Here is a 25,274-nt window from a genome sequence, read left to right as displayed (position 1 = left end):
CAGAGCTTCAAGTTATGTCGCGCGATCTCTATCCCCCCATCGAGCCCTACGATCAAGGCTTTCTGGCGGTTTCCTCCCTCCACACCCTGTACTACGAGCAGTGCGGCAACCCGGCAGGCAAGCCGGTGGTGTTTTTGCACGGGGGGCCTGGAGGCGGGATCGATCCCATCTACCGGCAGTATTTCGATCCCAGCCGCTGGCGGGTGGTGCTGTTCGATCAGCGGGGCTGCGGGAAAAGTCGCCCCTATGCCGAGCTGCGGGAGAACACCACCTGGGATCTGGTGGCGGATATCGAGAAGTTGCGCCAGCATCTGGGCATTGATCGCTGGTTTGTGTTCGGGGGCAGCTGGGGCAGTGCCCTTGCCCTGGCCTATGGGCAAACCCACCCCCAATCCTGCCTAGGGTTTGTCTTGCGGGGCATTTTTCTCTTGCGCCCTTTTGAGCTCCGCTGGTTTTACCAGTCGGGGGCCGGCTACTTTTTCCCCGACGCTTGGGAACATTACCTGGAGCCGATCCCTCCCGAAGAGCGGGATGACCTGCTGGCAGCCTACCACCGCCGCCTAAACGACCCAGATCCCCAGGTACGGCTGAGGGCAGCTCGCGCCTGGTCCGTCTGGGAGGCCAGCACCAGCAAGTTGATCCCCAGCCCAGAGCTCATCGAGCGCTTTGGTCGAGGAGAGTTTGCCGAGGCCTTTGCCCGCATTGAGTGCCATTACTTTGTCCACGGCGGTTTTTTGGATCCGGAGGATCAGCTCCTCAGGGGGGTGGGACGGCTGCGGCATCTGCCGGCGGTGATCGTCCAGGGGCGCTACGACGTGGTGTGCCCGCCCATCTCTGCTTGGGAGCTGCATCAGGCTTGGCCAGAAGCAGAGTTTCGGATGATCCCCGATGCTGGCCATTCCATCACCGAGCCCGGAATCCGCACCGCCCTCCTGGAAGCCACCGATCGCTTTGCCGGTTTGTGAGCCCCGCCGAGCCAACCCAGTGCTGCCAGGGATCCCAAGACCTTGAAGAATTGCTACAGGAAGGCCGGCAAAACCTTGGGATCCAGCCCAGAAGCACGGCCAAGCCTATCGACAGTTGGCGATTTTGGGTTTATCACTGAGGGAGGGGCGGTGCAAGCTGCCCACACCTGGCTGGTGCATCCACCCAAGTGCTTCGCGGATTCAAGCTCATTTCTACTTCACCGTTTCCAGGGTCGAACCATGCAGAAACCAACCCATCTGTTCAAGCTTGCCCTAGCCCTGCCCATCTCCTTCTTGCTGGCAGATGCAGTTGTGGCCTACCCCTGCGACTCGGTTGGGGGTGAAGCTTACAACCACCACGGCTCCACGGTTCAGGTCAGCAGCGACGCCAACAGCTTCGGGGTTCAGTGGTCGCCTGCCTCCTATGCTGTCGGCAACGGCTTCATTGGAGTTGCCATTGAAACGGTGAACGGCGAGCAAGCCCAGAGCGCCATCAGCCGTCGTCTGTTCGGCCCCGCACTTCGAGTTCAGGGGGTGCAGGTGGTCGGCTTGCTCCAGGATGGTCCTGCTCAACGAGCCGGTCTGGCCCAGGGCGATATTTTGATTGGAGTGGATGGGCAGCGGGTCACCTCCGTGCAACATGTGCAGCAGATCATCCAAAATACCCCGGTAGGCCAATCGGTGCCGATTACCTTCCGCCGTGGTGAGCAGGTGCTGTCAACGGTGGTTGTGGTGGGGGATGGCCGGGTGTTGCGCCCCTTGATGCTGCAGCAGCAGTGAGCCTTGTCGGGATCCCTACCCGGAGACCTCCGTAAATGCCGATGGGAGTTTCAGGATGGGCCGTCTGGGCAGTTTGCGGCCTCAACGGCTTGCTGTTTTTGGCCCTGGTTGCTCTCATTCCTGTCATTTTGAAGCTGCGCTCGGCTCTTGGGGTCACAGAGCAGGCCATGGCCGATTGGCGAGAAGCAGCTCAACAGGCCTTGGCTCCCACTCCCGCTGAGTTGCTGCATCTGCGGGATCGTCTGCGCGAGAATCGCCATACCCTTGCCCGCTGGCAGCGTCGTTTGCAGTTCTGGCAAGGGATCCGCAGGGTGGCCGTTTGGCTGGGGCGTAGGCTTTGAGGGATATGGATAGCAACTATCCTGTCTCCAATCCCATCCGGTTGCAGGTCATGGCCAACGCTCTGGCGGGGATTGCCGAAGAGATGGGAGCCCGCCTCATCCGCGGTTCTTATTCGGCCAACATCAAGGAGCGGCGGGATTGCTCCACAGCTCTGTTTGACTCGCAAGGGGCTTGCATTGCCCAGGCAGCTCACATCCCGGTGCATTTGGGCGCCCTTTCGCAGGCGGTGCGAGCGGTGGTGGCAGCCAACCCGCGACCCGGAGATGTGTTTCTCCTCAACGATCCCTACCAGGGGGGATCCCATCTGCCGGACGTTACGGTGGTCGCGGCCATTCCCGGCTGGAGGGATCCCGACCGGATTTGCGCCTATGCTGTGAACCGTGCTCATCACGCTGATATTGGAGGGATGCGCCCTGGCTCCATGCCCGCCGACTCCACAGAACTTTGGCAAGAGGGGCTGGTGATCCCGCCGGTACGGCTGGCTGGGCTCTCTCTAGAAGGAGAGTTGTACTGGCAGGAGGATCTGCTGCGCCTAATCCTGGCCAATGTGCGCAATGCCGATCAGCGGCGGGGGGATCTGCAGGCCCAGGTGGGGGCCAGCGCAGTGGGGATGAGCCGGTTTCGGGAGTTGCTGGCCCGCTTTGGAGAAGAGGAAGCTTGGCAGTTGATCGCAGGGGTCATCGAGTACAGCCGCCGGCGGATGCGGGCGCAAATTCAGGCTCTGCCCGATGGGATCTACACGGCTGAGGATTGGTTGGAGGGCTACGGGGATCCGCCCGCGCCCCTTGAGATTCGGGTGCAGGTGGAAGTAGAGGGCGAGAAGCTGCGGGTGGACTTCACCGGCACTGCTCCGGCCATGGCGGGAAACCTGAACGCGCCCCTGGCCGTCACCCGCTCGGCGGTGTTGTTTGCCCTGCGCTGTCTGTTGGATCCCACGGCCCCCAGCAATGTCGGCTTGGAGGATCCCATCGAGATCGTGGCGCCGCCCGGCTGCTTGGTGAATGCCCAGTTTCCGGCAGCAGTGGTGGCGGGCAATGTGGAAACCTCGCAGCGCATTGCCGATGTGGTGTTCAAAGCTCTGGCTCCCGTGGCCGGATTGCGGAGCATCGCTCAGGGGCAGGGCACCATGAACAACTGTGTGCTGGGCAACCGCCACTTCACCTACTACGAAACCCTGGGAGGTGGTCAGGGGGCCAGCCGGCAACGACCGGGTTTGGACGGAGTGCATGTGGGCATGAGCAATACCCTCAACACCCCCATCGAGGCTCTGGAGCTGGAGTATCCCCTGCGGGTACTGCGCTACGAGCTACGCCAGGATTCCGGCGGCCATGGCCAACAGCGGGGCGGCTGGGGGCTAATCCGCTCCATCCAGACTTTGCAGGATTGCACCCTCTCCCTGCTCACCGAGCGGCGCCACTATGCCCCCCAAGGAGAACAGGGAGGCGGGCCAGGCCAAGTGGGGATCAACCTCCTCAACGGGGATCCCTTGCCTGGCAAAATCAGCCGCTCCCTAAAAGCCGGCGACGTGATCACCCTCTACACGCCGGGCGGCGGGGCTTGGGGCTCAAACAAGGATGAGCAGGCTCCCGAACCCAGGTAGCGCAGGTGGTCAAGAAACAACTGCTCGCAGCGGCGAAGCACCTCATCGCGGCTGGCGAAGTGCTCCAGCCTTTGCACTTCTTGACCTTTCTCAAACAAAATTAGGGTTGGCAAAGAGCGCACCCGATAGCGGCGCGGCAGCCAAAAATTGTCGTCTACATTCACCCGCAGTACTTTGACCGCCCCTCCCCACTCGGCTACGAGACGGTCGGTAATCGGCTGAATGAAGCGACACAGGCCACACCAAGGGGCGCCGAAATCCACCAAAACCAACCCATCACTTGTCAAAAGTTCTTGATTAAAAGCATCTAAAGCAACTTGCAAGGCCATCACTCCCAAACTAAAGAAGTTCTTTGGGATCATGCTACCAGGCAACTCGGCTGGCTGCAGAAACCATTTGGGGATGGAAAGCATAAAGAATCAATACAAAGCTGAATACCCCCAGATAGGCCCAGCGAAAAAACTCTTGGGGGCGCAGTTGCTGTCGCTTCTGCAGAATGGCCAAGCCGGGGATCACGGAGGTGCGCGCCTTGAGATCGCGGAAGGCCTGCCCGTATTTCCGCTCCAGGCGGTGATCCCCGTGCCAAACCGCAAACAGGTGGTAGGCAATGAGCCCAAGCGAGGTCACCGCCATAAAGCTGGAGCCAATCCACAGGGAATGGGCCACACACCAGATCACCTGGCCCACCATTTGGGGATGACGGGTGATGCGGATGATCCCGGTCTCAAACAGGTGGATCTCCGGCTTGCGAATGGCGGCGATCTCCAGCAAGTTGAAGGTGGCCGGATACAAAAAGAAAAAAGAGAGGGCAGACAAAAGAGCAACGGTGGTGCGAATGCCTGGGACGGCTTGGAGATCCCAGAGAATCACCCCGTCGTAGCGGTGGTTGAAAAAATAGATCAGCAACAGCGGTGCCAAACTGAGGCTCACCAGAGCAAAGAAGATGCGGTACAGACGGGATCCCAGCCAGCTTTCCCCCCAGGGCCGCAAGTAGGCTAATCCGCTGTGAGCACAGGCAAACCCCAAGATCAGGGCTAACATTGTCCAATGGGATCCGTACTGGCCCAGCTTCTGCAGAAAGTCGCTGAAGGGCGTGAACAGCATCTTTTGGGTGACTCCTCTTCCGGTGTTGCTGTGGCTTATGCTTAAAAGTAAGTTACATTAGGTTCCCCATGCTCAAAACTTTTTTTCGGCGTCTTGTCAGCCTGCTCCTGTCTGTAGCCCTTTTGCTGGGCTCAGCGAGCTCAGTTGCTCAGGCTGCCCGTCTCACCGGCAAGTATTACGAAGACAGCATGACCCTGATCCAAACCCTACGCACCGTCCTTTCAGAAGGGGATCCCCTGATGAACCCGGAAGAGGCGCGAGCGGAAGCCATGCAAGCCATCCAGGAGTTTTCTGGGCGCTACCACGGCCATCGCTACGATAAGCTGCAGTCTTTTACCACTTTGCGCACGGTGTTTAACACGCTGGCCTCCCAGTACCGCACTTCCAGTCGACCTCTCAACCCCGAAAAGGTGGAGCGGGTGCTAATGCAACTGGATCGGGCCGAATTGGCCCTGCGCCGAGAAGGTTGAGCTTTTTTAGATCTCCGAGATCCAAATCACAGGCAAATCTCCTCGCTGTGGCCAAACTGTTCCCAGTCCCCGGAAGCCAGCATCTCCTCAGATGTCTTTTGTCAGATGTCTTTTGGAACCTGAAGGGGAAGAGTAAGGCTTTCTTGCTCATTTCGATTTTCGATTGAGGACTTGGGAGGTTGTGATGGTCAAAAATCGTTGGGCTTTGATCCCGCTGCTGCTGATGGTTGGGGCTGTTGCTTCTCACCCAGCTTGGCTCCTGTCTCTCCCAGCCCAAGGACAGGTCGTTGGGGCTGTCGAGGAGGGATCCCCAGGCCCTTTTTTTGCGACGGACGGCCTGGCCCTGCGGGGCTATGACCCGGTGGCCTATTTCATCGACGGCAAGCCGGTCAAGGGATCCCCAGAGTATGAATGGGAGTGGGGAGGGGTGACCTGGAGGTTTGCCAGCGCCGAGAATCGGGAGCGGTTTCGCAACGACCCAGAGCGCTTTGCCCCCCAGTACGGCGGGTTTTGTGCCTGGGCCGTGGCCCACAACTACCTTTACCCGGTGGATCCCTTTGCCTGGAAAATCGTCGATGACAAGCTGTACCTGAACGCCAACCAGCGGGTACAGCGTAACTGGGAGCGCGACATCCCCGGCTTGATCAAGAGGGCAGATGCCAACTGGCCAGCTTTGAGAAGCCGATAGGCCCAAGTCCCTCTGGCCTGGGGTTCAATGGGCGAGGCGCAGGGTCACCTTGATGCCAACTCGGTAGGGGCCGCTTTCGCAGAGTTCCAGCTGGCCGCCCATTTCTCTCAGGAGCCGCTCGCTTACCCGCCAGACGGCACAGCCCTCTGTTTGAATGGGCACATGGCATCGCCCCTCAAGGTTCCACCCCAGGCACAGTCGCCCCTCTTCTTCTGCGGTGGGATAGGGGTGCAAAGCCATCGAACCGTAGCGTAGGGTGCGGATGCCCCAGCGACACACTCCCAGCAGCGCCTGCACCAAGCCGTGGGGATCCGCCCAAACGGTGAGGCTGTCGGGGAGAAGGGGCACCTCAAAGGCCGAGGTGGGTTGTAGGGCCGGCCATTCGTAGCGAATGCCCTGATCCTGGGCCTGTAGGCGAGTTAGGCTGTACACATCCTGCAGGAGGGGGCGTAGTCGGGTCGGTTCCGGTCGCAGAGGTTGGATGGGCAGGTCATGGCGAGCCAGGCGGGTGTATTCCTCAAGCAGCTTGATCAGGCGCTCTACCGCCTCTTTGGCACTTTGAAGGTATTCCCGCTCCTCTTCTGGGGAATCACACAGATCTGACAGCACCAACTGCAGGGATCCCATCTGGCTGCTGAGGGGATTGCGCAGCTCATGGCCGATGCTGACAAGCAACTCTTGTTGAAAGGCCCGCATCACCTCAGAGCGTTCAAAAGCAAATTGCCAATCCACAGCCTCTTGCTTGTCGGCAGAGGCAGCCTGCTGGGGGAGTGGATCGGGTTTGGCTGCAGGCAAGGGTTTCCTCAAGAGGTGCTCCGAAGGAAAGACGGGGGATCCCGTCGAGGTTCAGATCCTTGGGTTTGGATCTTTGAGTTTTGGACAGCGAGGACTACGTCCCGCTGAGGCAATCGGGCTGCGGCAATACCCTGTCTTATGGGATCCTACCCTTTTCTATCCGACGAAGTGGGCGCTGACCACCCGTTCAACCCCGGCCAGATCTCGGTGAACTTGGATCTGCCGATAGCAGCCTCTAGCTTGCAACTGCTCCGCCACCCAAGGGGCTTGGCCTCGCATCACTTCCACCGCCCAAAAGGAGTTCGGGGCCAAGTAATCCGGTGCTGCTTGAATCAACAGCCGCAAGTGGGCTAGGCCATCTTCTCCGCCATCCAGAGCCTGTCGTGGCTCGTGCAGTCGCACCTCCGGCATGAGCGAGGCCAGCTCAGCAGAGGGAATGTAGGGAGGGTTGGAAACCAGGCCGCGCAGCTGCCCCCGCCAGGGATCCAAGGGCACAAACCAGGATCCCAGCAGCAACTTCACCCGCTCCTGCAGATGGTGGGCTGCCACATTGTCTGCTGCAATAGCCAAGGCCTCTGGGCTAGAATCCACGGCCAGAAGCCGCAACTGGGGGTGCTGATGGGCCAACGCAATGGCAATCGCCCCGCTGCCTGTACCCAGGTCGGCAAAACAGGATCCCGGCGGCAGAGGATTGGCCTGTAGCCAAAGGGAAGCCTGCTCCACCAGCAGCTCGGTCTCCGGGCGTGGTATCAGCACCGCCGGCGTCACCCGCAAGCTCAAGCCCGCCCACTCAACTTTGCCCAACAGGTACTGTAGGGGGATGCGCTCTTCCACCCTTTGCCGCCAAAGGGCCTGCACCTCCTCCAGGGGATTCCCCTCCCCAGCCGGAGCGCGACCCATCAACCGCTCCAATGGCCCCCACCCCAGCCGTTCCCTGAGCAAAATCTCCACTTCCTCGGCAGGGATCCCAGCCGCTTTTGCCGCCCTCAGGGCTTGGGCACGCCACTCTGTTAACCGCTTCACCAGAGCAGACGGGGATCCCATCAGGGGCTTAGGTTAACGCTGAGGCTGGGGACTTGCAGAAGGATTGGCCGGTCGGGCCAGGGATTGGATATACTCCAGCGCCGAGCGAGAGGGGATAAAGGCAATTTTTTGCACATCGGCCTGCGCGTCGGGGGCCAGCATACGCTCTACCACAATGGCCAGCGAGGTCACTTCAATCTGGGTTTTCCCAACCACATCCGGGTTCTGCGCCGCCGCCCGATCCAAAGCCCTCCGCAAATCGTTGCGGTCGAAGAAGAAGGGCACCACCTCATGGCCATCCTGCTCGATGGTCAGCAGCCCCTCTCCGGAGCGGCCATAGAACAGAGGCACACCAATCGCTTCTGCAGGCACATCTTGACCGGTTTCCTTCAGCACCTGCTTGGCTGCTTCCACATCAGAAGCCCGAGGCACCACCTCAAAATACAGGTCACTATTCTTGGCGCGCTCCTCTTCCGATTTTTCGTAGGCATACCCCAGCGAGAGAGGCACCACCCGGGCTTGACTGGCTATCTCGGGGTTGCTGGCTTTCACCTGCTCCAACACTTGCTGGGCCTGGGCCTGATCCAGCCAGAAGGAAACCACTTGGATGGTGCGGCCATCCCGCTCCACATTGGCGACAACGGGGGTGCCGTTCTGAGACACGATGGCAAAAACAGGCACCAGATTCAGCCGTTCCGCCACCTCTTGCCGGCTCATGGGGCCTGCCGCAGCCTGAGCCAGTAGAGCACTCTCCTGAGCCCAAACGGGAGTCACAGCCAAGCCCCCCCAAGCTGTTCCGATCAGGATCCCGGCTACGCCGCCCACCTGAGCTGCACAGCGGCAGAGGGAGCGCACAGGCGATACTACATTACAACGCGTCATTCTCATCTCAACTCCCGGCATCGCGCCTTGTTCTGGTTGCTATGAGGTCAGCTTCCTAAGTACTAACCAACAGCCTGGGGCAAATCAAAAGCTGCCTAGATTAAACCCGCTCAACAGGGCTTAGGCTAGCGATGCGGCACACTCTCAGCCTTAGGATCCCGGTTGGCCATCGCTGACAACACCCCGGCACACCTATCTTGAAGAGCGCTCTTGGGCCACCCTAGAAGCCAAGGCTAGAACATCTGCTCGACCTCTGTCGAGGGGCAAAGCCCCTATTTTGGGTGGGGATCCCGCATCACCCAATACTATATACGGAGTCGCATACAACTGATCCACGCTAGATGCAGATCCCTCCGAGGGTTGTGTACCCAGCTCTCCCATAAAACGCTGCCTATTCCAGCCTTGTTCGGCGGTGTCCTGATGTAGCCGCGCAAACGTGGCAGCTGCTGTTAACTTTTGTTAAGGTAGGGGTGCGAACCCACAGCTGTAGGGAGCATGACTCTAGTCAATAATAAGCTCAACTATACTGAAAACAATGTATAATATGTTCAGTACGGATTACTACCAGTTGATCTTTCTGTTTACTTTCGAGTCTGCCAACATGGTAGCCAAAGCAAAGCAGAAAATTGGTAGTAAGACGACACGGAAACTGCGCTTTGGGTATTCTACTCAAAGCTTTGCGGGATACCGCCATTCTGTTTGGAAACAAACAGAATGCTATCGCTGCATAGTTGAACAGTGATGTTCAGCAGTGTTCAGCGTAAATGTATCAGCATTGAGTCATGGCTTAAGATCTTCACCGCTGAATTCAACCAATTTGAGACCATCAACGCTACTCAGGCCTGGTCTTTGTTTTTCACCATCAGCGCTTCCGATCGGCTGCTGGGTGACAACCCGGCTGTTGGCCGCTACCTAACGTTGGCTTTGTTCAGCGCCGTCCTCACCGGGATCCTGAATGTGCTGGTGGCTTCTTAGCTTATGGGGGTGTGGGGGTAGCTAAGCCCCGTACTGTACGTAGGGTCAGTGCCGGGATACAGATACCCCCACATGGTGTATGATGGGAGCAGTTGCACAAAACGGCTTTTGCCGGAATCTGGTGCGACTACGCGGTGGGACATCCCGTGTCTGCTCGCTGAGGGTTCTTGCGAAAGCTCCCCGATGAAGCGAGAAGCCCACCCTGTACCCGTAGGGTCAGCGATGGGAGTATGTCACCTAGACCCTTTGCGGACGGAACGAGTTTTTTGTTAAGAGGCCGCCGGCAGAGGCAGCTTGACCTGAGACAAGGGGATCCTGCTCTCAGGTTTTTTGATTTTGAATGGGAAAGGATCCCTTGTTCTCTTTGTGGGGCTGTCTTCCGATGAAAGCTGCTGGGATAGATTTCGCGGAAACGGATCACTTTGAGGCGCCGCCTCTGACCACCAAGTTGCCCCTGCTGCTGGCCCCGGCGGGGGATTGGGAGTGTGCCAAGGCGGCAGTGGAAAACGGAGCCGATGCCATTTACTTTGGGCTGGAGCGCTTCAACGCCCGGATGCGCGCCCGCAACTTTACGGAAGCGGATTTGCCGGAACTGATAGCCTGGCTGCACCGGCGGGGGGTACGGGGCTATGTTACTTTGAATACTCTGGTTTTTCCAAGGGAGCTGACGGAAGCCGAGGGATACATCCGCTCGATGATCGCGGCGGGGGTGGATGCGGTGATTGTGCAGGATATTGGCATCGCCCGCCTGATCCGGCATCTTTCCCCCGATTTCCCCATCCATGCTTCCACGCAAATGACCATCACCAGTGGAGTGGGAGCGGAGTTTGCCGCTGAGCTGGGCTGTGAGGTGGTGGTGCTGGCGCGGGAATGTTCCCTCCAGGAAATCGCCCAGATCCAGGCCTATCTGCAAGAGAAGGGATCCTCCCTATCTCTGGAGGTCTTCGTGCATGGGGCGTTGTGTGTGGCCTACTCGGGGCAATGTCTGACCAGCGAGGCGCTGGGGGGGCGTTCGGCCAACCGAGGCGAATGTGCTCAAGCCTGCCGCATGCCCTATGAGCTGGTGGTAGACGGGATCCGCCGCGACTTGGGGGAGAAGCGGTATCTGCTCAGCCCTCAAGATTTGGCCGGGCTGGAGGTGCTACCGGAGCTGGTGAAGCTGGGGATCCGCTGTCTGAAAATTGAGGGCCGGCTGAAATCCCCAGAATATGTAGCCAATGTAACGCGGGTGTATCGGCAGGCCTTGGATGCGCTGGGGGTGGGACAGCCGTGGCAGCCCTCGCAACAGGAACGCTACGAGCTGGAGATGAGCTTTTCTCGTGGGCTCTACACAGGCTGGCTGCGGGGCATCAACAACCAGGAGCTGGTGCACGCGCGGTTTGGCAAGAAACGGGGGGTTTACCTGGGGCAAGTGGTGGGGATCCAACAGGATCAGGTGGGGATCCGGCTGGAGGCACCCCTCAAAGCCGGGGATGGCGTGGTGTTTGACCAGGGGCAGCCGGAGTTGCCGGAGCAGGGGGGGCGAGTTTACCGGGTGCAAGAGAAGCAGGGGCTGGCCTGGCTCAGCTTCGGAGAGGGGGTCATTGATCTCAAACGTCTGCGGGTGGGGGATCGCCTCTGGAAGACCAGCGACCCGGAACTGGAAAAGCGCCTGCGCCAAAGCTACGCCGGGGATCACCCCCGCTTTCAGCGGCCTGTCCACATGGAGGTTCACGGCCAAGTGGGATCCCCGCTGACGCTGATCCTGCGGGATGAGCAAGGCCATACGGTGCAGGTGGATTCGCCGCTGCCCCTGGAAGCTGCCCACCGCCAACCCCTCACCACCGAAAAACTGCGACAGCAACTGGGCCGTTTGGGCTCCACTCCCTTCAAGTTGGGATCCCTGCACAATGCCTTGCAGGGGGAGGTAATGCTGCCGGTGAGCCTGCTCAACCAGATGCGCCGACAAGCGGTGGAACGCCTACAAGCTCTGCGAGCTCAGCCCCCGCGCTGGCAACTCAATCCCGAAGCTCGCTGGCAAGATCTGGTGCCTTCTCAGGAGGAGCCCGCAAGGGGATCCCCGCAGTTGGTGGTGTTGGTGCGGGATCCGGCGCAACTGCCGGCGGCGATAGCCAGCGGTATTAGGCAGATCTATCTGGAGTTTGAGGATCCCCGCCGCTATCGGGAGGTGATCCGCACAACCAAAGCCGCCCATCCCGAGGTGGAACTGTGGGTCGCTCCGCCCCGCATCACCAAGCCAGGAGAAACCTGGATCCTAAAGCAAGTGTTGGCCGCTGGGGCCGATGGCTACTTGGTGAGAAATTACGACCATCTCCGTTTCTTTGCCGGTCAGCGCTGCATTGGGGATTTTTCGTTAAATGTGGCCAATCCCATCACGGCCCACTATCTCAAAACCCGTTACAACCTGGAGCGCCTGACGGCTTCCTATGACCTCAACCACGAGCAACTGGGATCCCTGCTGCAAGCCGGCCCCGCCCATAGGTATGAGGTTACCCTTCATCAACATATGCCCCTGTTCCACATGGAGCACTGCGTCTTTTGCGCCTTTTTATCCAGCGGAACGGATTACACCAATTGTGGTCGCCCATGTGAAAAACACGAGGTGAAGCTGAGGGACAGAGCCAATGTCGAGCACATTTTGAAGGCCGATGCCGGCTGTCGGAATACCCTCTACAACGGCAAGGCCCAAACGGGGGCAGAATATGTGCCGAAATTATTGGCCTTGGGCCTGCGCTATCTGCGCATCGAATTTTTGCATGAATCCCCCGCCGAGATCCAACAAACCCTGCACCGCTATCAGCAACTCCTACAAGGTCAACTCAGCGGATCCCAACTGTGGCAGGAGCTGAAGCTACACAGCCAATTGGGGGTTACGCGCGGGTCTTTGGAGAGTTAACGGCTGCGCTGTCTTTCTCTAGGGCGCCGGCTCTGCAGCTGTGCTCCGACCGGAGCAATGCGAAAAACATTCCGGCAAAGTTGGCGTAAAATTTCCTCAGGGTATTGTTATTCCCAGGTGCTTCCCCAACCTCTTCTCAGCTTTTTCTCTATCCTCTGGTTGCCGTGAAACACACCCTCAGCGCCCTCGTGCAGGATCAGCCTGGCGTTTTAACCCGCATTGCGGGGATGTTTGCCCGTCGCGGCTTTAACATCGACAGCCTCACCGTTGGCCCCACCGAACGACCGGGGATCTCTCGCATCACCATGGTGGTGCAGGGCGATGAACACGATGTGGAGCAGATGACGAAGCAGCTCTACAAGCTCATCGACGTGCTGAAAGTTACCGATATCACCCATGTTCCCTGCGTGGAACGGGAGCTGATGCTGGTCAAGGTCAATGCCAGCCCCGATACCCGCTCCGCCATTATGGATGTGGCCCAAATGTTTCGCGCCCGGATTGTGGATGTGGCGGAGGAGTCTTTGACTCTCGAGGTAACCGGGGATCCCGGCAAAATGGTGGCCATCATCAAGATGTTGACCAGCTTTGGCATCCGTGAGATCGCCCGTACCGGCCTGGTGGCTCTCACCCGCGAGTCCGGCGTGAATACGGAATACCTGAAGCAACACCCCACCTTAGTTACCGTCTGATGGCCTCAGGGGAAGCGATGCCAAAACTGGGGTGGAGTTGTAGGGGATCGGTTCTGCGGGGCACGATTAGCCTTGTGGCTATTGTGCTGGTGGGGCTGCTGGTCGGCTGTGGCCCCAGGCCGCCAAAACCGATTGTGCAGCAGGCCCTCGCCTATCAGATCGCTCATTTGTCCGGGCCGGTGGGATCCTTGGTGGGCAGTGACCGGTTGTCGGCACATCTGGAATTGCAGGATGTGAAAATCCGCCAGGATCGCCGTGAACCCTTGCTGTTGGCCTCAGGAGAAACCCTGGAAGGCCATCACCTCAGCGGTACCTACACCCTAATCGTGCATCCGCCGGGATCCCGCCGCCCCTATCGCCGCAAAGGGGATCCCTTCCAGCTCACCCTGGCCCACCAAAAGGCACAAACTGTTGCTACACAACGCTCGCCCGACCGCGTCAAAACCGTGCCCGAACGGTGGCTGCTGGCCTACAGCTCACCGGATTCCAAGACTTGGGAGGTCATCGACTTTCTGCCTCAGCCCGCACCGGCACCGGAGTTGCCTCCTGCCGGGCCAGAACCTACACTGCCGGCAACTGCACCTGCTGCCGCCGACGTTGGCAGGACGGAGTCCGATGGAGCTCCCAGCCCTACCAATACTTCTACTCCCACCTGAAGCAGAGTTATGGGGATGTCCCAGCTCACCGCAGCAGAGCTGCCCCCCAGCCAAATAGCCCATCCACCAACAGGGTATTCAGCACTGCTCCCGCAAATGCCCAATGGTGCAAGCGGCGGGATCCCTGGACTCTCCACAATCCAACACCCAGCAACAGAAGGCCCAAGCCGATGCCCCAACCCAGGCCCCAGGGGGTAGCCATTTTGTCGAGGGCCGCCCTAAAAGGGACAACCGCCTGCTCCAACCGGTCAAACTGCATCGCCTGCCGCCACTCAGGCAGCAGCCCCACCGAGTGAATGTAGAGATCTGTAACCGCCGTACCCCACAGGGAGCCGAGATAAAACCAGGTACCGATGCGGGCAAACCGTCGCCGTGTCCCCCACCAGACAATCGGGATCCCCAAGGCTTCCATGGGCATGTGCCAAAGAGGCTCAAAGCGCAGCCATCCCCAATACAGGGATCCTGCCAGCCAAGTCAGGGTAAAGCCGTACAGCAAATCTCCCCACAGGCGGGTACGGGGCTGGGAGTAGAGATGCAAGCTAAGGCCCAGCCAGCCCAAAGACATCACCAAGCTGACCCAAGGGGCATACCGCACCAGGGGCGCTTGCACAAAAACGGGCAGACTCACGAGCAGAGCTGCCACTCCCCCAATGGCATGGTGGGATCGAAAACGCCTTTGAGCCGAGAGAGGGCGGGGATCCAGCCCGGCCAAACGCTCAGAGGACAGCAGAGGCTCATCTTGGAGAGGGGGTAAAAAAGGTGTAGAAGACAAAATGCAATATTAAAAACCTTTACATCAGTTAACATACCACTTTCTTCACCCTTCTCTCTTCTCGGCAGCGGATGTTCGTTTGCAGGAGGGAAGAAGCCCTGGGATTCCTTGGGAGCTGAAATTGGCATTCCCTCTCCAGAGATGTCAGGGTGGGAAGGAGGTGCTGGCCGGAGGAAACTGTATGGACTTGTTGTTGGCAGGAGACATCGGGGGCACCAAAACCAGCCTCAGCCTTGTCAATGCCGAGGATCCCGAGCACAGCCTTTACCACTGCCGCTATGCCAGCCAAGATTACGCCAACCTCGCCCCAATGGTGGGAGAGTTTCTGGCCCAGGCTCGGCGGGAGCTGGGGCGAGATCCACAGCCTGCTGCCGCCTGTTTTGCAGTGGCCGGCCCCGTCATGGAAACAAGGGGCTCAGGGTCTGAGGGACAGACTGCCAAAGTGACCAACTTGCCCTGGGATCTGCAGTCGAGCCAATTGGCCGCAGAGCTGGGGATCCCGCGCGTAGCCTTGATCAACGACTTCAGCGCTGTGGGGTATGGCGTGCTTGCCCTCGGCGACCAGGATCTGGACACCTTGCAAGTGGGTGAGCGTCAACCGCGGGCTCCGATTGGCGTGATGGGAGCAGGCACGGGTTTGGGGCAGGCTTACCTTACCTGGGGAGAAGGGGGTTACCAAGTTCATGCCAGCGAGGGCGGTCACGTGGACTTTTCCCCGCGCACCCCTCTGGAGTGGGAGCTCTTGAGGTATTTGCAAAAACGGCACGGACGTGTCTCCACCGAGCGGGTGGTCTCGGGGCAGGGGATCGTTGCCATTTATCAATTTTTGCGGGATAGCCAGTGGGGCTCAGGAGAAGAACAGCTGCTGGCCCAAATTGAGGCTTGGGAAAAGGGAGCTAAGCATATTGACCCGGCAGCCCAAATTGCCAATGCTGCCATGGAAGCACGGGATCCTCTGGCGGTGGAGTGTCTGCGGCTTTTCATCAGCCTGTACGGGGCTGCAGTCGGGAACTTTGCCCTACACCTATTGCCGCGCGGGGGCCTGTTCATCGCTGGGGGGATCGCGCCCAAGCTCTTGCGCCTACTGCATCAAGGGGAGTTTTTGTCCTCGTTTTTGGATAAGGGGCGGATGCGTCCTCTTCTGGAGCAACTGTCGGTGCAGGTGGTGGTGAATGCGCAGGTGGGGCTGAGGGGAGCTGCTCGCTACGCCGCCAACCTTTGGTAGGGAGCGGCCGCTGCTACTGAGGTTGCCGCCCCGGCCCAGCAGGCGATCGCAGCAATCCCAATGGGTGCTGGAAAATCTCGCCCAGCTGCCCTTTGCCGGGATCCCAGACTCCATCTTGAGCCAGCAGATGGGGCAAGATGGGATTGCGCCTTTGCTTGGCTGGCCCCATACCGGAAAGCACTCCGCCTGGGGCTGCGCTATCCAACCGACAATGATTGCCACCACGCAGAGGGACTTCATATCATAGAAAATTCATGGTTGATCCGATGAATCCAATCTTTTGGGCTTTGGGCATAGCTGTGCTGCTGGCCGTGGGCTTGGCAGCCTATCTGTTGACTGCTCGCAAATACGAGTCTCCCGCCTCTGTGGCCAAGTCTTACGACGAGTGGACTCGGGATGGGATCCTAGAGTTTTACTGGGGCGAACACATTCACCTAGGCCACTACGGCTCTCCTCCCCAACGAAAAAATTTTCTGCAGGCCAAGCACGACTTTGTCCACGAGATGGTGCGCTGGGGGGGGTTGGATCGACTGCCTGCAGGGACAACCGTGTTGGATGTGGGCTGCGGCATTGGTGGGAGCTGCCGCATCTTGGCCCGTGACTACGGCTTTGTTGTAACCGGTATCACCATCAGCCCTCAGCAGGTGAAGCGGGCCCAGGAGCTCACCCCCCCTGATCTGCCTGTCCAGTTTCAGGTGGCAGATGCCCTCGACCTGCCCTTCCCCGATGCCAGCTTCGATGTGGTGTGGTCCATTGAGGCAGGGCCTCACATGCCGGACAAGGCCCGCTATGCCCAAGAGATGCTGCGGGTGTTGAAGCCAGGGGGAATCCTGGTGGTGGCGGACTGGAACCAGCGGGACGACCGGCAAAAGCCCCTGAACTTTTGGGAGCGGCTGGTGATGCGGCAACTGTTGGATCAATGGTCACACCCTTCCTTCTCCAGCATCGAAGGCTTTGCCGAGCAGTTGGAGGCTACTGGCCTGGTGGCGGGACGGGTAGAAACCGCCGACTGGACTCAGGAGACCCTTCCCTCTTGGCTGGATTCCATCTGGCAGGGCATTGTCCGTCCCGAAGGGTTGCTGAAGTTTGGCTTGGTGGGCCTGATTAAGTCGCTACGGGAGGTGCCCACTTTCTTGCTCATGCGCCTGGCCTTCGGCACCGGCCTCTGCCGCTTTGGCATGTTCCGGGCCGTGCGAGCCGCCACGTCGGCAGACTCCACCCGCACAGAAGTGGTTGCCCACAGCAGCCAATAGGAGAATAAGAGAGATGACAACTCTTGCTCCCACTCCGGATACTTTAGCAGCCCTCTACGACGTGATTATCGTCGGCGGAGGCATCGCGGGCTTAACCCTAGCTTGTGCCCTGCGGGGATCCGGCCTGCGGTTGGCCCTCATTGAGGCCCAGTCGGCTGAGGCAGTCAAACAGCGCCCCCTGGCCTATGCCCTTTCGCCGCTGTCAATCCGCATCTTCCGGGCCGTCGGGGTGTGGGAGGCGCTGGCTCCCCACATTACGCCCTTTGCTCAGGTGATTTTAACCGACGCCAACGCTCCCCAGCGGGTGACGTTTAGGCCGGAGGATGTGGGGGAAGCGGCAGTTTTCTACTGTGGCGAGCATGCCTGGCTGCAGCAGGCGCTCCAGGAGCAGGTGGCTGCCGATCCCAAAATTAGCTGCTACTACGAAGCCAAGGTGGAGAGTGTAACCTATGGGAAGGCTGCAGCCGAGGTAGAGCTGGAAACGGCCCAGGGGCGTCGCCAACTGCGGGCCTCCCTGGTGGTCGCCGCCGACGGCCTGCGCTCCCAGGTGCGGCAGTGGGCAGGGATCCCTAGCGACGGCTGGGACTATTGGCAGTCCTGCATCACCGCCTTGGTGGCCCCTTCCCAAGACCACCAAAACATTGCCTACGAGCGCTTCTGGCCTGCCGGCCCCTTCGCCATCTTGCCCCTGCCCGGCAACCGCTGTCAGGTGGTCTGGATCATGCCCCACGAGCAGGCCAAAGCCACCCTGGCCCTTCCTCAGGCCGACTTCTTGGCCGAGATGCAGCGCTACTACGGCGGTCAGAGCGGCCAGCTCACTTTGCTGAACCGGCCCCAGGTTTTCCCGGCTCGCCTACGGCAAAGCCGCCGCTACTATCAGCATCGTCTTGCCTTGGTGGGAGATGCCGCCCACCACTGCCATCCGGTGGCTGGCCAAGGGCTCAACCTCGGCATCCGCGACGCCGCTGCCCTGGCCCAGGTGCTCCTAGACGCCTGGAGACGGCATGAGGATCTGGGAGATGTCAAAGTCCTGCGCCGCTACGGTCGCCGTCGCCGCTGGGAAAACTGGGTGGTGCTGCTCTTCACGGATCTGCTCGCCCGCACTTTCTCCAACTCCTACTGGCCCGTAGTGGTTATGCGGCGGTGGATCCTGAGAGGGATGATGGCCTTCCCCCCCCTGCGGTGCTTGCTGCTGTGCTTGATGACGGGACTTTGGGGGAGCTCTCCCTACAGTCCCAGCTCCTCCTTGGCCTTCTGAGCGGCCAGGAGCACCTCCGCATCTTCGGCCTGCGACCAGTCGGGGTCGGCGATCTCGGCGTAGAACCTTTGGTCGTAGGAGCGGGTTTGCACCACCACCGGCATAGGCACAGCGTGGCCGAGAAGGAGGGCCTGTTGCTTGGAATCCAGCTTGGCCAACACCGTTCTCAAGTTCTGGCTGCCCGCCACCCCTGTGAACACCGCCTCGATATCTTGGTCGTCGTTGAGGAGTGCCGTAATGCGAGTGCCCAACTGCGACATCACCTCGCTGTCGATGCTGGAAGGGCGCTGATCCACCACCAGCAGCGTGACAAAGTACTTGCGCATCTCGCGGGCAATGGTGCCGAAGATGGTCTGCTTGGCCGCCCGCGGATTCAAAAAGCGATGGGCCTCCTCGATGGTGATGCACAGTTGACGGGGCCGGTCGAGGGGATTTTTGGATTGCAAGTACCGCTCCGTCTGATGTACGTAGGCCTGGTGAATGCGGCGGGTGATGACGTTGGCAGCCAACATGTAGGAAAGCAAGTTGGACTGGGATCCAAACTCGATAACCACGTGAATGCCGCGGCTGAGGGCATCCAAAATCTGGCCGATGTAGTTGTGGGGCAGGGTGCTGCGGATGTACTTGAGGTTGTCAAGGCGGGTGAGCTTGCGCTGCAGGGCCATCATCGAGGCTTTGTTGCCCATTTTCTGTTCGCAAAACTCTTGAATCTCGGTGTTGGAAAGGCTCAAGAGGCGGCTGATCCAGTCGCGGCCAAACTCGTTGCGCAGGATAATGGCGTTTTCCAGGCTGGCTTCCGATAGGTTCAGCTCCTCTGCCAACAGGGCCAGATCCTCCACCTCGATCTGGTTGTAGGCGATGAAGAGCTCCTGCGCATCCCGCACCCCTCGCCGCCGGGTGGAATCGGGATCCAGGGTATAGATTTGTACCTGACCGGGAAAGAGCTGCCGCAAGCCTTTCACAGTAGTGGCGTGCTTGTCTTCGCTGGCCGCCTCCCAGCCGTACTCGGAGTGCATGTCAAAGATCAGGTTCACCGCCGCCCGTTTGCGGATGATACCGGCCAGGATCAGGCGGGCTAGAAAGGACTTGCCGGTGCCCGATTTGCCGAAAATGCCGTTGCTGCGCTCCACCCAGCGATCCAAGTCCAAACAGATGGGCACAGCCATGTCGAGGGGCTGGCCGATAGCAAAGTTGCGCCGCTCCGGGTCGTCTTCCCAGCCGAAGACGGTGCGAAAGTCCAGTTCCCGTGCCTCATACACCTGTGAAAAATGGGCGGGCACTGTTTTCACGGGCAGCAGCTCCATGGCGCCAGCGGAAGGGGGTTCTTGGCCGAGGGGAGCTGCCAACGCTTCTGGCCGTTCGGGATTGACCAGGGGATGCAGCCTTTCCCCTTCCGTTTGCCGCGGCACCAACATCAGCATCGGGGTGAGGGCAATAATGCCATAGGTACCGGTACCGGCCAGCACCTCCTGCAGCAAGGTCTCTTCCGGGCGGGGGGGATTGACCAGAATTTGGGGGTTGCTGGTTTCTAGGGTAACGTCAGTAAGCAGGCCAAAGAAGCGGTTGCGCTGCCCCTGGATCACCACGAATTTGCCCACCCGCAAGTCTTCTACCGAGACAGCGGGATTGAGGCGAGCTTCCAGCCCTCGACTCAGGGATCCCTGAATCACGGTGGCCAAAGGTTGAGGAGGGGTCATGGCAGTGGGGGTTGGGTTCCAGATGCCTTATTCAGCTAGAAATCGCAGGAGCCCCGCACTGTACCCGTAGGGTCAGTGTCGGGAGGAATGCGGAAGTTATGATAGAACCATGACCCAAGTCCTGACCGTCTCCTGCAAGCTCAAGGTGTCCCAGTCGCAAGCCGCAAAGTTGGATGCGACAATGGATGCCTTTGTGCAGGCGTTGAACTGGGTCAACCAAAACACACCAGAAAAAGTAGTCAACGCAGTCAAACTCCAGTCCCTTTGCTATTACCAGATTCGCGCTCGGTTTGGCTTGTCCAGTAACTTGGCTCAACAGGTGTGCAGACGGGTAGCGGGTTCCCGCAAAGTGGCTAAGCAGAAAAAGCGTCCCGTCAAGGAGTTTAAGAGCGGCTTTGTTACCTACGACGCCCGTATCTTTTCGTTTCGCGAGAAAGACTGGACGGTGTCGCTGACCACGGTGGAGGGTCGGGAGCGCTTTGAGCTGGCGATTGGCCGCTACCAGAGAGAACAGTTGGCAGGCTCCAATCCCAAATCTGCCACTCTGGTCAAGCGTAAAGACGGCTCCTACTCCATTCAAATCTGTGTGGAAGCGGAGCCATCCCCACCGCAACGCACGGGCAGAGTGCTGGGGGTGGATTTGGGAAGGACGGATATTGCTCATACATCGGAAGGAGATAACTGGAATGGACAGCAGTTGAACAAAGTCCGCGACCACTACTCCCGGTTGAGGGCGGTACTCCAACGCAAAGCCAGTAAGGGCACCCGCAGTTCGCGGCGCAGATGCCGTCAACTGCTGCAACGGCTGTCTGGCAAGGAGAGACGCTTTCAAGCGTGGGTTAATCATCGCATCTCCAAAGCTATTGTCTCCAGGGCAAAAGCTACCAACAGTGCTATCGCTCTGGAAGACCTGACAGGGATCCGGGAAAGGGTTAATCAACAGCCACGGAGCAAGACAGAGCGTAGACGGGCCAACAACTGGGCGTTTTATCAACTCCGTCAATTTTTGGAGTACAAGGCTCTGCGTGCGGGGGTTGCTTTGATTCTGGTGCCGCCTGCCTACACGTCGCAGACCTGCCACCGGTGTTTGCACATTCATCCCGACCCTGCGCAATCCTACCGCAGTGGAAAGAAGTTTAAGTGTGGACACTGTGGATGGGAAGGGGATGCGGATTTGAATGGTGCGAATGTGATTGCGCTTTTGGGGGCTGCTGTAAACCAGCCTAGAGGTTCGTGGTTGGCTTGCCAACTGCAGGGCTACCGAAAGCCCGCCCTGTGCTGCGAAGCAGTCAGGGTCGGGTAGTTTACTTGCCCATCTGTAAGCGGGCGCTGGTGCGGGGGGCGCCATCCTGCACAATCCAGGTGCGGACGATCTCCACTTCCTCCGGCGTCCAAAAGCCCAGACGGGACAGGGGCAGCCCGCGAGCTTGAATGTAAGCAATCTCAGGGGATCCGCCGCGAGCTTGGGGGCGGTTGGGGTTGATGGCGTTGAGGATGTAGGCGTGGCGGCTCGTCCACCGGGGATTGATCAACTCGCTATTGGGATCCCCTGGCCTGACATAGGCCATCGTGGCCTCATAACTGTCCAGCAACTGGGTGCGCTGCCGTCCTGCCGGCTGATGGCAACCCACACAACTGGCTTCTAGCAGCGGTTTGACATCCCGTTCGTAGGTAAATTGCGGTTCGGTGCGAAAACTCAGCTGAATGGCCTGCTCGAGGGGCAGCCCCTCTTGGGGAGAAAGCGTGAGGGTGTAACGGGTGCTAAAGCGCAAGGGATCCCGAGGCTTAAGCAACAACTCGTCTCCCTGCACATCAAAAATAACCGCTGCCGGCGGATCCAACTGAACCGCCAGACGTTGTAGATTGGGATCCAGTGGCCGATTGAATTGCAGCCGAATGACTCCATCCACAAAAACATCCTGCTGTTCGGGAGTAGGCTGGGAAGACACCCACTCCAAAAATGCCTGACTTTGAGAAGCATTCGACTGAGGCCAAACTTGCCGATGAGACTCGATGACAAAGAACGCTGCTGCCAACAACAACAGCCCCGCCCAAGTTCGCCACCGCCGCCAATGGCGAAAGACATTTTGTACGGTCGGAGTGTTCATTGCCGCAGACCCAATTTAACTGTTGTCAGAATAGCGAACTTACCCACACTTCAGCCATTGATGAGGTACAAACTGCCAGGGATCCCCAGCGGATCATGAGGATCCCTTGCTCTGAAAAGTAGAGAAACAATGAGCACCGGAGCGAAGGGAAGAGGTCGCTGCTCCCAAGCCCCTAGAGGCCGAAAGGAATACCAAAGGCTTTACCCAAGCTGAGATGAACTCACCAGCAGGGAAAAGCATCCAGGGAGACAGCAAATCAGTTGACCCGCTCCAGCTTGATGTTGTGGTGGCCCAGCTTGATCTCAAACTCATCTCCGGGCTTGAGGCCCATCTTCTTGGTGTAGGCAGCTCCGATCAGGAGATTGCCATTCTTATGAACCGAAACCCGGAAGGTAGGAGCGCGGCCACGGGATCCATTTTCGTCACTAGCGCCGAGATCCACGCCAACGGCCTTCAACAGGGCGTTGTTAAACTGCATTAGATTCACTCGCTCCTGACCATTCTTGGTGTAGGTGACATAACCACAGGCGCGAGCTTTTTCCTTGCGATCCGCATTTCCCATTGAAGTTACCTTGTCGAGGAGCTCTTGGCCAGTGAGTGGTTTTGGTTTACTGGTTGTAGCCATATCGAGATGGTTTTAGGGACAACTGTTAGTGTAGCCAGAAACAAACAGCGATTGCAATAGAGTTTGATCCAACTCTTCTTAATTAGAGGGAATGAGTGCGCGACTGCAATGGGATCTGAGGGCTGGTTGCGCAAAACAGCAGTGGGGAATTCCCTCTGAAGGCCAGAACCTATGGGGGAGACTTTGGCTGAAATGGGGAATGATAGGCTCTCAGGCCCTATTCTCGACAGGGTCAAAAGTATCTTTGGGCGAGGGATCCCCGCTTTGCCGCCGGAATTGAGCAAAAGCAGGGAAACTGGAAACAAGGCTGTTTGCGTGTCACTCAATATGGATCCCTTTTGGTCGGGGCGGCGTCTCCTCATTGGGGTGAGCGGGGGGATTGCTGCTTACAAAACGGCAGCTTTGGTGTCTGCTCTGGTGCAGCAGGGAGCAGAGCTCAAGGTGGTTTTGACAAAAGCTGCGGAACATTTTATTTCTCCTTTGACTTTTGCCACCTTGTCCCGCCAGCCGGCTTTTACGGATGCCGCCTTTTGGCAAGCAACACGAGGACGACCGCTGCACATCGAGTTGGGGGAATGGGCGGAGGCTCTCCTCATTGCACCCTTGTCGGCCAACACCTTGGGCAAGTTGGCTCATGGGCTGGCGGATAACTTGCTCACCAATGTGGTTTTGGCTTCCCGGTGTCCGGTGGCGGTGGCACCGGCTATGAATACGCAGATGTGGAAGGCAGAGAAGGTGGCCGAGAATTGGCAGCGGCTACACCAGGATCCCCGTTTTTGGGCCTTGCCGACGGCCAGTGGCCGCCTGGCCTGTGATGCGGTGGGGGAAGGGCGCATGTTGGAGCCGGAGGCGCTGCAGGAGTATGTGCGGGCTTTGCTCTGGACAGGGGGGAAAAAAGATTGGCAGGGCAAGCGGGTGTTGGTGACGGCGGGGGGTACACGGGAGCCCATCGACGCGGTGCGTTTTATCGGCAATCCGGCCAGTGGTCGGATGGGCGTGGCATTGGCGGTGGCGGCGGCCTGCCGAGGAGCGACGGTGACGCTGGTCCATGGGCCGTTGGGGATCCCCTTTGATCCAGCGCCCTTCGCCATTCGGGCCATTCCGGTGGAGACGGCAGCCCAACTGGAGGCGGCTTTGCAGGCGGAATTTCCCCAGGCGGATCTCTTGTGGATGGCTGCTGCTGTGGGGGATGTGCGCCCCTCTCAGGTTTACGCGGGGAAGCTGCCCAAAGCCGATCTACCCCAGATGTTGCCGTTGGAGCCGATCCCTGACCTGCTGGCAGCCCTGGCCCGCAACAAACGCCCTGGCCAGCGCCTCATCGGCTTTGCCGCCCAAAGTGGGGATCCCTTGCCACCGGCCAGAGAGAAGCTCCGCCAGAAGGGCCTGGATGCTATTGTGGCCAACCCCATCGACCAACCGGATAGCGGCTTTGGCAGCAGCCACAACCAAGGCTATTGGATCCCCCAGCAGGGAAGTCCAGAGCGGATCCCATTGGCAACCAAGCCAACCCTGGCCCACCGGCTGCTGGATCTGGCCCGGCAATTGGAGTTGGGCTACTTTAGTTAAACTCCCTCTCCCTCTGGAAGAGGGGCCGGGGGTGGGGGCTGTGCGGTACAGAACGCTAAACTTCCCGGAATAGCTGTTCGCGAACTGCCTCAAGAACCTGTGTAAAGCCACAGGGGCAAGCCCGAGGTGCTCACTTCAAACTGCAGACGGGCCAAGGCTTCTGCTGCCGGCAAAAACCGAGACCAACCTCTGCGCCGGGGGAGCAGGTCGTAGAACTTCGCATCCGTCGGCAAACCGGCCAGCTCTGCCGCCCAAAGGCGGGCATCTTCCTCTGTGCCCAAGCGATCCACCACACCCAAGTGAAGGGCCTGCTCTCCGCTGAAAATGCGGCCATCGGCAAAAGTTTTGACCACATTCAAACTCAACTTGCGGGCAGCAGCAACCGTCTGCACAAACTGGCCGTAGGTGATGTCGATCAACTCTTGCAGGATGTTTCGCTCTTCCGGGGTTAGCTCGCGATCAAACGAGAGAATATCTTTGTAGGGGCCAGACTTAATCACCTTAAATGAAATCCCCACCTTATCCAGGAGGCGTTCGATATTATTGCCTCGAATGATCACGCCAATGCTACCGGTGATCGTTCCTGGGTTGGCGACAATTTTTTCGGCTCCCATGGCAATATAAACCCCCCCAGAGGCGGCAATGTTGCCAAAGCTGGCGACAATACGGGTGCCCTTTTTCTCCCGCAAACGCAAGAGGGCATTGTAGATTTCTTGGGAGTCGGCCACCGTCCCACCTGGACTATCGATGCGCAGCACCACGGCAGGGATATGGTTTTCTTCCACCTCTTTCAGGGCCTTGAGAACCCGCTCGCGAGTTTTACCATCAATGGCCCCTGCCACCTCAATGCGACCGATTTGCCGGCGCAAACCACCCAAGAATAATCGCTTCAGCATGGAAAAGAA

26 protein-coding genes are annotated in these 25,274 nt (G+C 59.1%); 15 read left to right on the top strand and 11 right to left on the bottom strand.

Going from position 1 to position 25,274, the window contains the following annotated elements; translation table 11 throughout:
- The first annotated feature begins 14 nt into the window (after positions 1–14).
- The 4 genes from pip (at position 15) to ACVWXF_RS01930 (ending at position 3,687) form a co-directional block, all read left to right on the top strand.
- Positions 15–965: a prolyl aminopeptidase gene (gene pip / locus ACVWXF_RS01945; RefSeq protein WP_414329348.1), complete on the top strand. Its 951-nt coding sequence runs from the start codon at positions 15–17 to the stop codon at positions 963–965.
- A gap of 240 nt (positions 966–1,205) precedes the next feature.
- Positions 1,206–1,745 carry a PDZ domain-containing protein gene (locus ACVWXF_RS01940; protein WP_238376905.1) on the top strand — a complete coding sequence of 180 codons (540 nt, stop codon included), beginning with the start codon at positions 1,206–1,208 and terminating at the stop codon, positions 1,743–1,745.
- A gap of 35 nt (positions 1,746–1,780) precedes the next feature.
- The gene (locus tag ACVWXF_RS01935; protein ID WP_457473492.1) at positions 1,781–2,086 is read left to right on the top strand and encodes a hypothetical protein; all 306 of its coding nucleotides are present in this window, start codon (positions 1,781–1,783) and stop codon (positions 2,084–2,086) included.
- A gap of 5 nt (positions 2,087–2,091) precedes the next feature.
- Entirely contained in the window at positions 2,092–3,687 is a 1,596-nt protein-coding gene (locus ACVWXF_RS01930; RefSeq protein WP_457473491.1) for a hydantoinase B/oxoprolinase family protein, read from the top strand.
- Here ACVWXF_RS01930 and ACVWXF_RS01925 read toward each other — a convergent pair.
- Both ACVWXF_RS01925 and ACVWXF_RS01920 read right to left on the bottom strand, forming a co-directional pair.
- Positions 3,624–4,016, bottom strand: a complete 393-nt coding sequence (locus ACVWXF_RS01925; RefSeq protein WP_414350227.1) for a thioredoxin family protein — start codon at positions 4,014–4,016, stop codon at positions 3,624–3,626. The two genes, ACVWXF_RS01930 and ACVWXF_RS01925, sit on opposite strands and share 64 nt — an antisense overlap.
- Before the next feature lie 34 nt (positions 4,017–4,050).
- Positions 4,051–4,791, bottom strand: a complete 741-nt coding sequence (locus ACVWXF_RS01920) for an NnrU family protein (RefSeq protein WP_457473490.1) — start codon at positions 4,789–4,791, stop codon at positions 4,051–4,053.
- A gap of 68 nt (positions 4,792–4,859) precedes the next feature.
- Between ACVWXF_RS01920 and psb27 the strand changes: the two genes are divergently transcribed.
- Both psb27 and ACVWXF_RS01910 read left to right on the top strand, forming a co-directional pair.
- Positions 4,860–5,261, top strand: coding sequence for a photosystem II protein Psb27 (gene psb27, locus ACVWXF_RS01915; protein WP_414419072.1), 402 nt, complete (start codon positions 4,860–4,862; stop codon positions 5,259–5,261).
- Positions 5,262–5,445: 184 nt separating this feature from the next.
- On the top strand, positions 5,446–5,949 hold the full coding sequence (locus ACVWXF_RS01910) for a YHS domain-containing (seleno)protein (protein WP_457443243.1): 504 nt from the start codon (positions 5,446–5,448) through the stop codon (positions 5,947–5,949).
- 24 nt (positions 5,950–5,973) lie between these two features.
- Here ACVWXF_RS01910 and ACVWXF_RS01905 read toward each other — a convergent pair whose 3' ends face one another.
- The 3 genes from ACVWXF_RS01905 to ACVWXF_RS01895 all read right to left on the bottom strand — a co-directional run bounded on the left by ACVWXF_RS01905 (position 5,974) and on the right by ACVWXF_RS01895 (position 8,655).
- Positions 5,974–6,744: a sensor histidine kinase gene (locus ACVWXF_RS01905; RefSeq protein ID WP_414419073.1), complete on the bottom strand. Its 771-nt coding sequence runs from the start codon at positions 6,742–6,744 to the stop codon at positions 5,974–5,976.
- Positions 6,745–6,900: 156 nt separating this feature from the next.
- Complete coding sequence (gene prmC / locus ACVWXF_RS01900; protein ID WP_457473489.1) at positions 6,901–7,767, bottom strand: peptide chain release factor N(5)-glutamine methyltransferase; 867 nt, start codon at positions 7,765–7,767, stop codon at positions 6,901–6,903.
- 33 nt (positions 7,768–7,800) lie between these two features.
- Positions 7,801–8,655 (bottom strand): Tic22 family protein, encoded by an 855-nt coding sequence (locus tag ACVWXF_RS01895; protein WP_414329355.1) that lies wholly within the window; start codon positions 8,653–8,655, stop codon positions 7,801–7,803.
- Between the two features lie 735 nt (positions 8,656–9,390).
- Here ACVWXF_RS01895 and ACVWXF_RS01890 point away from each other — a divergent pair.
- The 4 genes from ACVWXF_RS01890 (at position 9,391) to ACVWXF_RS01875 (ending at position 13,865) form a co-directional block, all read left to right on the top strand.
- A complete protein-coding gene (locus ACVWXF_RS01890) occupies positions 9,391–9,624 on the top strand; it encodes a hypothetical protein (RefSeq protein WP_414343466.1) in 234 nt (77 codons plus the stop codon).
- A 382-nt stretch (positions 9,625–10,006) separates the two neighbouring features.
- Positions 10,007–12,520: a DUF3656 domain-containing U32 family peptidase gene (locus ACVWXF_RS01885; protein WP_457473488.1), complete on the top strand. Its 2,514-nt coding sequence runs from the start codon at positions 10,007–10,009 to the stop codon at positions 12,518–12,520.
- 164 nt (positions 12,521–12,684) lie between these two features.
- Positions 12,685–13,209 (top strand): acetolactate synthase small subunit, encoded by a 525-nt coding sequence (ilvN, locus tag ACVWXF_RS01880; RefSeq protein WP_011432604.1) that lies wholly within the window; start codon positions 12,685–12,687, stop codon positions 13,207–13,209.
- A gap of 74 nt (positions 13,210–13,283) precedes the next feature.
- Positions 13,284–13,865 (top strand): hypothetical protein, encoded by a 582-nt coding sequence (locus ACVWXF_RS01875; RefSeq protein ID WP_457473487.1) that lies wholly within the window; start codon positions 13,284–13,286, stop codon positions 13,863–13,865.
- A gap of 25 nt (positions 13,866–13,890) precedes the next feature.
- Here ACVWXF_RS01875 and ACVWXF_RS01870 read toward each other — a convergent pair whose 3' ends face one another.
- Positions 13,891–14,637, bottom strand: coding sequence for a DUF3120 domain-containing protein (locus tag ACVWXF_RS01870; protein WP_414329009.1), 747 nt, complete (start codon positions 14,635–14,637; stop codon positions 13,891–13,893).
- A 181-nt stretch (positions 14,638–14,818) separates the two neighbouring features.
- On the opposite strand from ACVWXF_RS01870, the gene ACVWXF_RS01865 reads away from it, so the two are divergent.
- A complete protein-coding gene (locus ACVWXF_RS01865) occupies positions 14,819–15,862 on the top strand; it encodes a glucokinase (RefSeq protein WP_414344654.1) in 1,044 nt (347 codons plus the stop codon).
- Positions 15,863–15,875: 13 nt separating this feature from the next.
- Here the strand turns inward: ACVWXF_RS01865 and ACVWXF_RS01860 are convergent, their stop codons facing one another.
- Positions 15,876–16,031 (bottom strand): hypothetical protein, encoded by a 156-nt coding sequence (locus ACVWXF_RS01860; protein WP_457473486.1) that lies wholly within the window; start codon positions 16,029–16,031, stop codon positions 15,876–15,878.
- A 97-nt stretch (positions 16,032–16,128) separates the two neighbouring features.
- On the opposite strand from ACVWXF_RS01860, the gene ACVWXF_RS01855 reads away from it, so the two are divergent.
- Positions 16,129–17,115 carry a methyltransferase domain-containing protein gene (locus ACVWXF_RS01855; RefSeq protein WP_041436329.1) on the top strand — a complete coding sequence of 329 codons (987 nt, stop codon included), beginning with the start codon at positions 16,129–16,131 and terminating at the stop codon, positions 17,113–17,115.
- A 13-nt stretch (positions 17,116–17,128) separates the two neighbouring features.
- Positions 17,129–18,373, top strand: a complete 1,245-nt coding sequence (locus tag ACVWXF_RS01850) for an FAD-dependent hydroxylase (protein ID WP_457473485.1) — start codon at positions 17,129–17,131, stop codon at positions 18,371–18,373.
- On the opposite strand, the gene ACVWXF_RS01845 is transcribed toward ACVWXF_RS01850, so the two are convergent.
- Positions 18,343–20,070, bottom strand: a complete 1,728-nt coding sequence (locus tag ACVWXF_RS01845) for a helicase HerA domain-containing protein (RefSeq protein ID WP_457473484.1) — start codon at positions 20,068–20,070, stop codon at positions 18,343–18,345. The two genes, ACVWXF_RS01850 and ACVWXF_RS01845, sit on opposite strands and share 31 nt — an antisense overlap.
- Positions 20,071–20,179: 109 nt before the next feature.
- Here ACVWXF_RS01845 and ACVWXF_RS01840 point away from each other — a divergent pair, with 109 nt between their 5' ends.
- Positions 20,180–21,373 (top strand): RNA-guided endonuclease InsQ/TnpB family protein, encoded by a 1,194-nt coding sequence (locus tag ACVWXF_RS01840; protein ID WP_457473483.1) that lies wholly within the window; start codon positions 20,180–20,182, stop codon positions 21,371–21,373.
- Position 21,374: 1 nt separating this feature from the next.
- On the opposite strand, the gene ACVWXF_RS01835 is transcribed toward ACVWXF_RS01840, so the two are convergent.
- Both ACVWXF_RS01835 and ACVWXF_RS01830 read right to left on the bottom strand, forming a co-directional pair.
- Positions 21,375–22,178 (bottom strand): Ig-like domain-containing protein, encoded by an 804-nt coding sequence (locus ACVWXF_RS01835; RefSeq protein ID WP_457473482.1) that lies wholly within the window; start codon positions 22,176–22,178, stop codon positions 21,375–21,377.
- A gap of 256 nt (positions 22,179–22,434) precedes the next feature.
- Positions 22,435–22,803 carry an AbrB family transcriptional regulator gene (locus tag ACVWXF_RS01830; RefSeq protein ID WP_011432615.1) on the bottom strand — a complete coding sequence of 123 codons (369 nt, stop codon included), beginning with the start codon at positions 22,801–22,803 and terminating at the stop codon, positions 22,435–22,437.
- A 327-nt stretch (positions 22,804–23,130) separates the two neighbouring features.
- On the opposite strand from ACVWXF_RS01830, the gene coaBC reads away from it, so the two are divergent.
- A complete protein-coding gene (coaBC, locus tag ACVWXF_RS01825) occupies positions 23,131–24,369 on the top strand; it encodes a bifunctional phosphopantothenoylcysteine decarboxylase/phosphopantothenate--cysteine ligase CoaBC (RefSeq protein ID WP_457473513.1) in 1,239 nt (412 codons plus the stop codon).
- 89 nt (positions 24,370–24,458) lie between these two features.
- Here coaBC and sppA read toward each other — a convergent pair whose 3' ends face one another.
- Complete coding sequence (gene sppA / locus ACVWXF_RS01820; protein ID WP_457473481.1) at positions 24,459–25,265, bottom strand: signal peptide peptidase SppA; 807 nt, start codon at positions 25,263–25,265, stop codon at positions 24,459–24,461.
- Between the last annotated feature and the right edge of the window lie 9 nt (positions 25,266–25,274).

The organism is Thermostichus sp. MS-CIW-40, from assembly GCF_054058315.1.
This window is presented reverse-complemented; position numbering and strand designations above follow the sequence as displayed.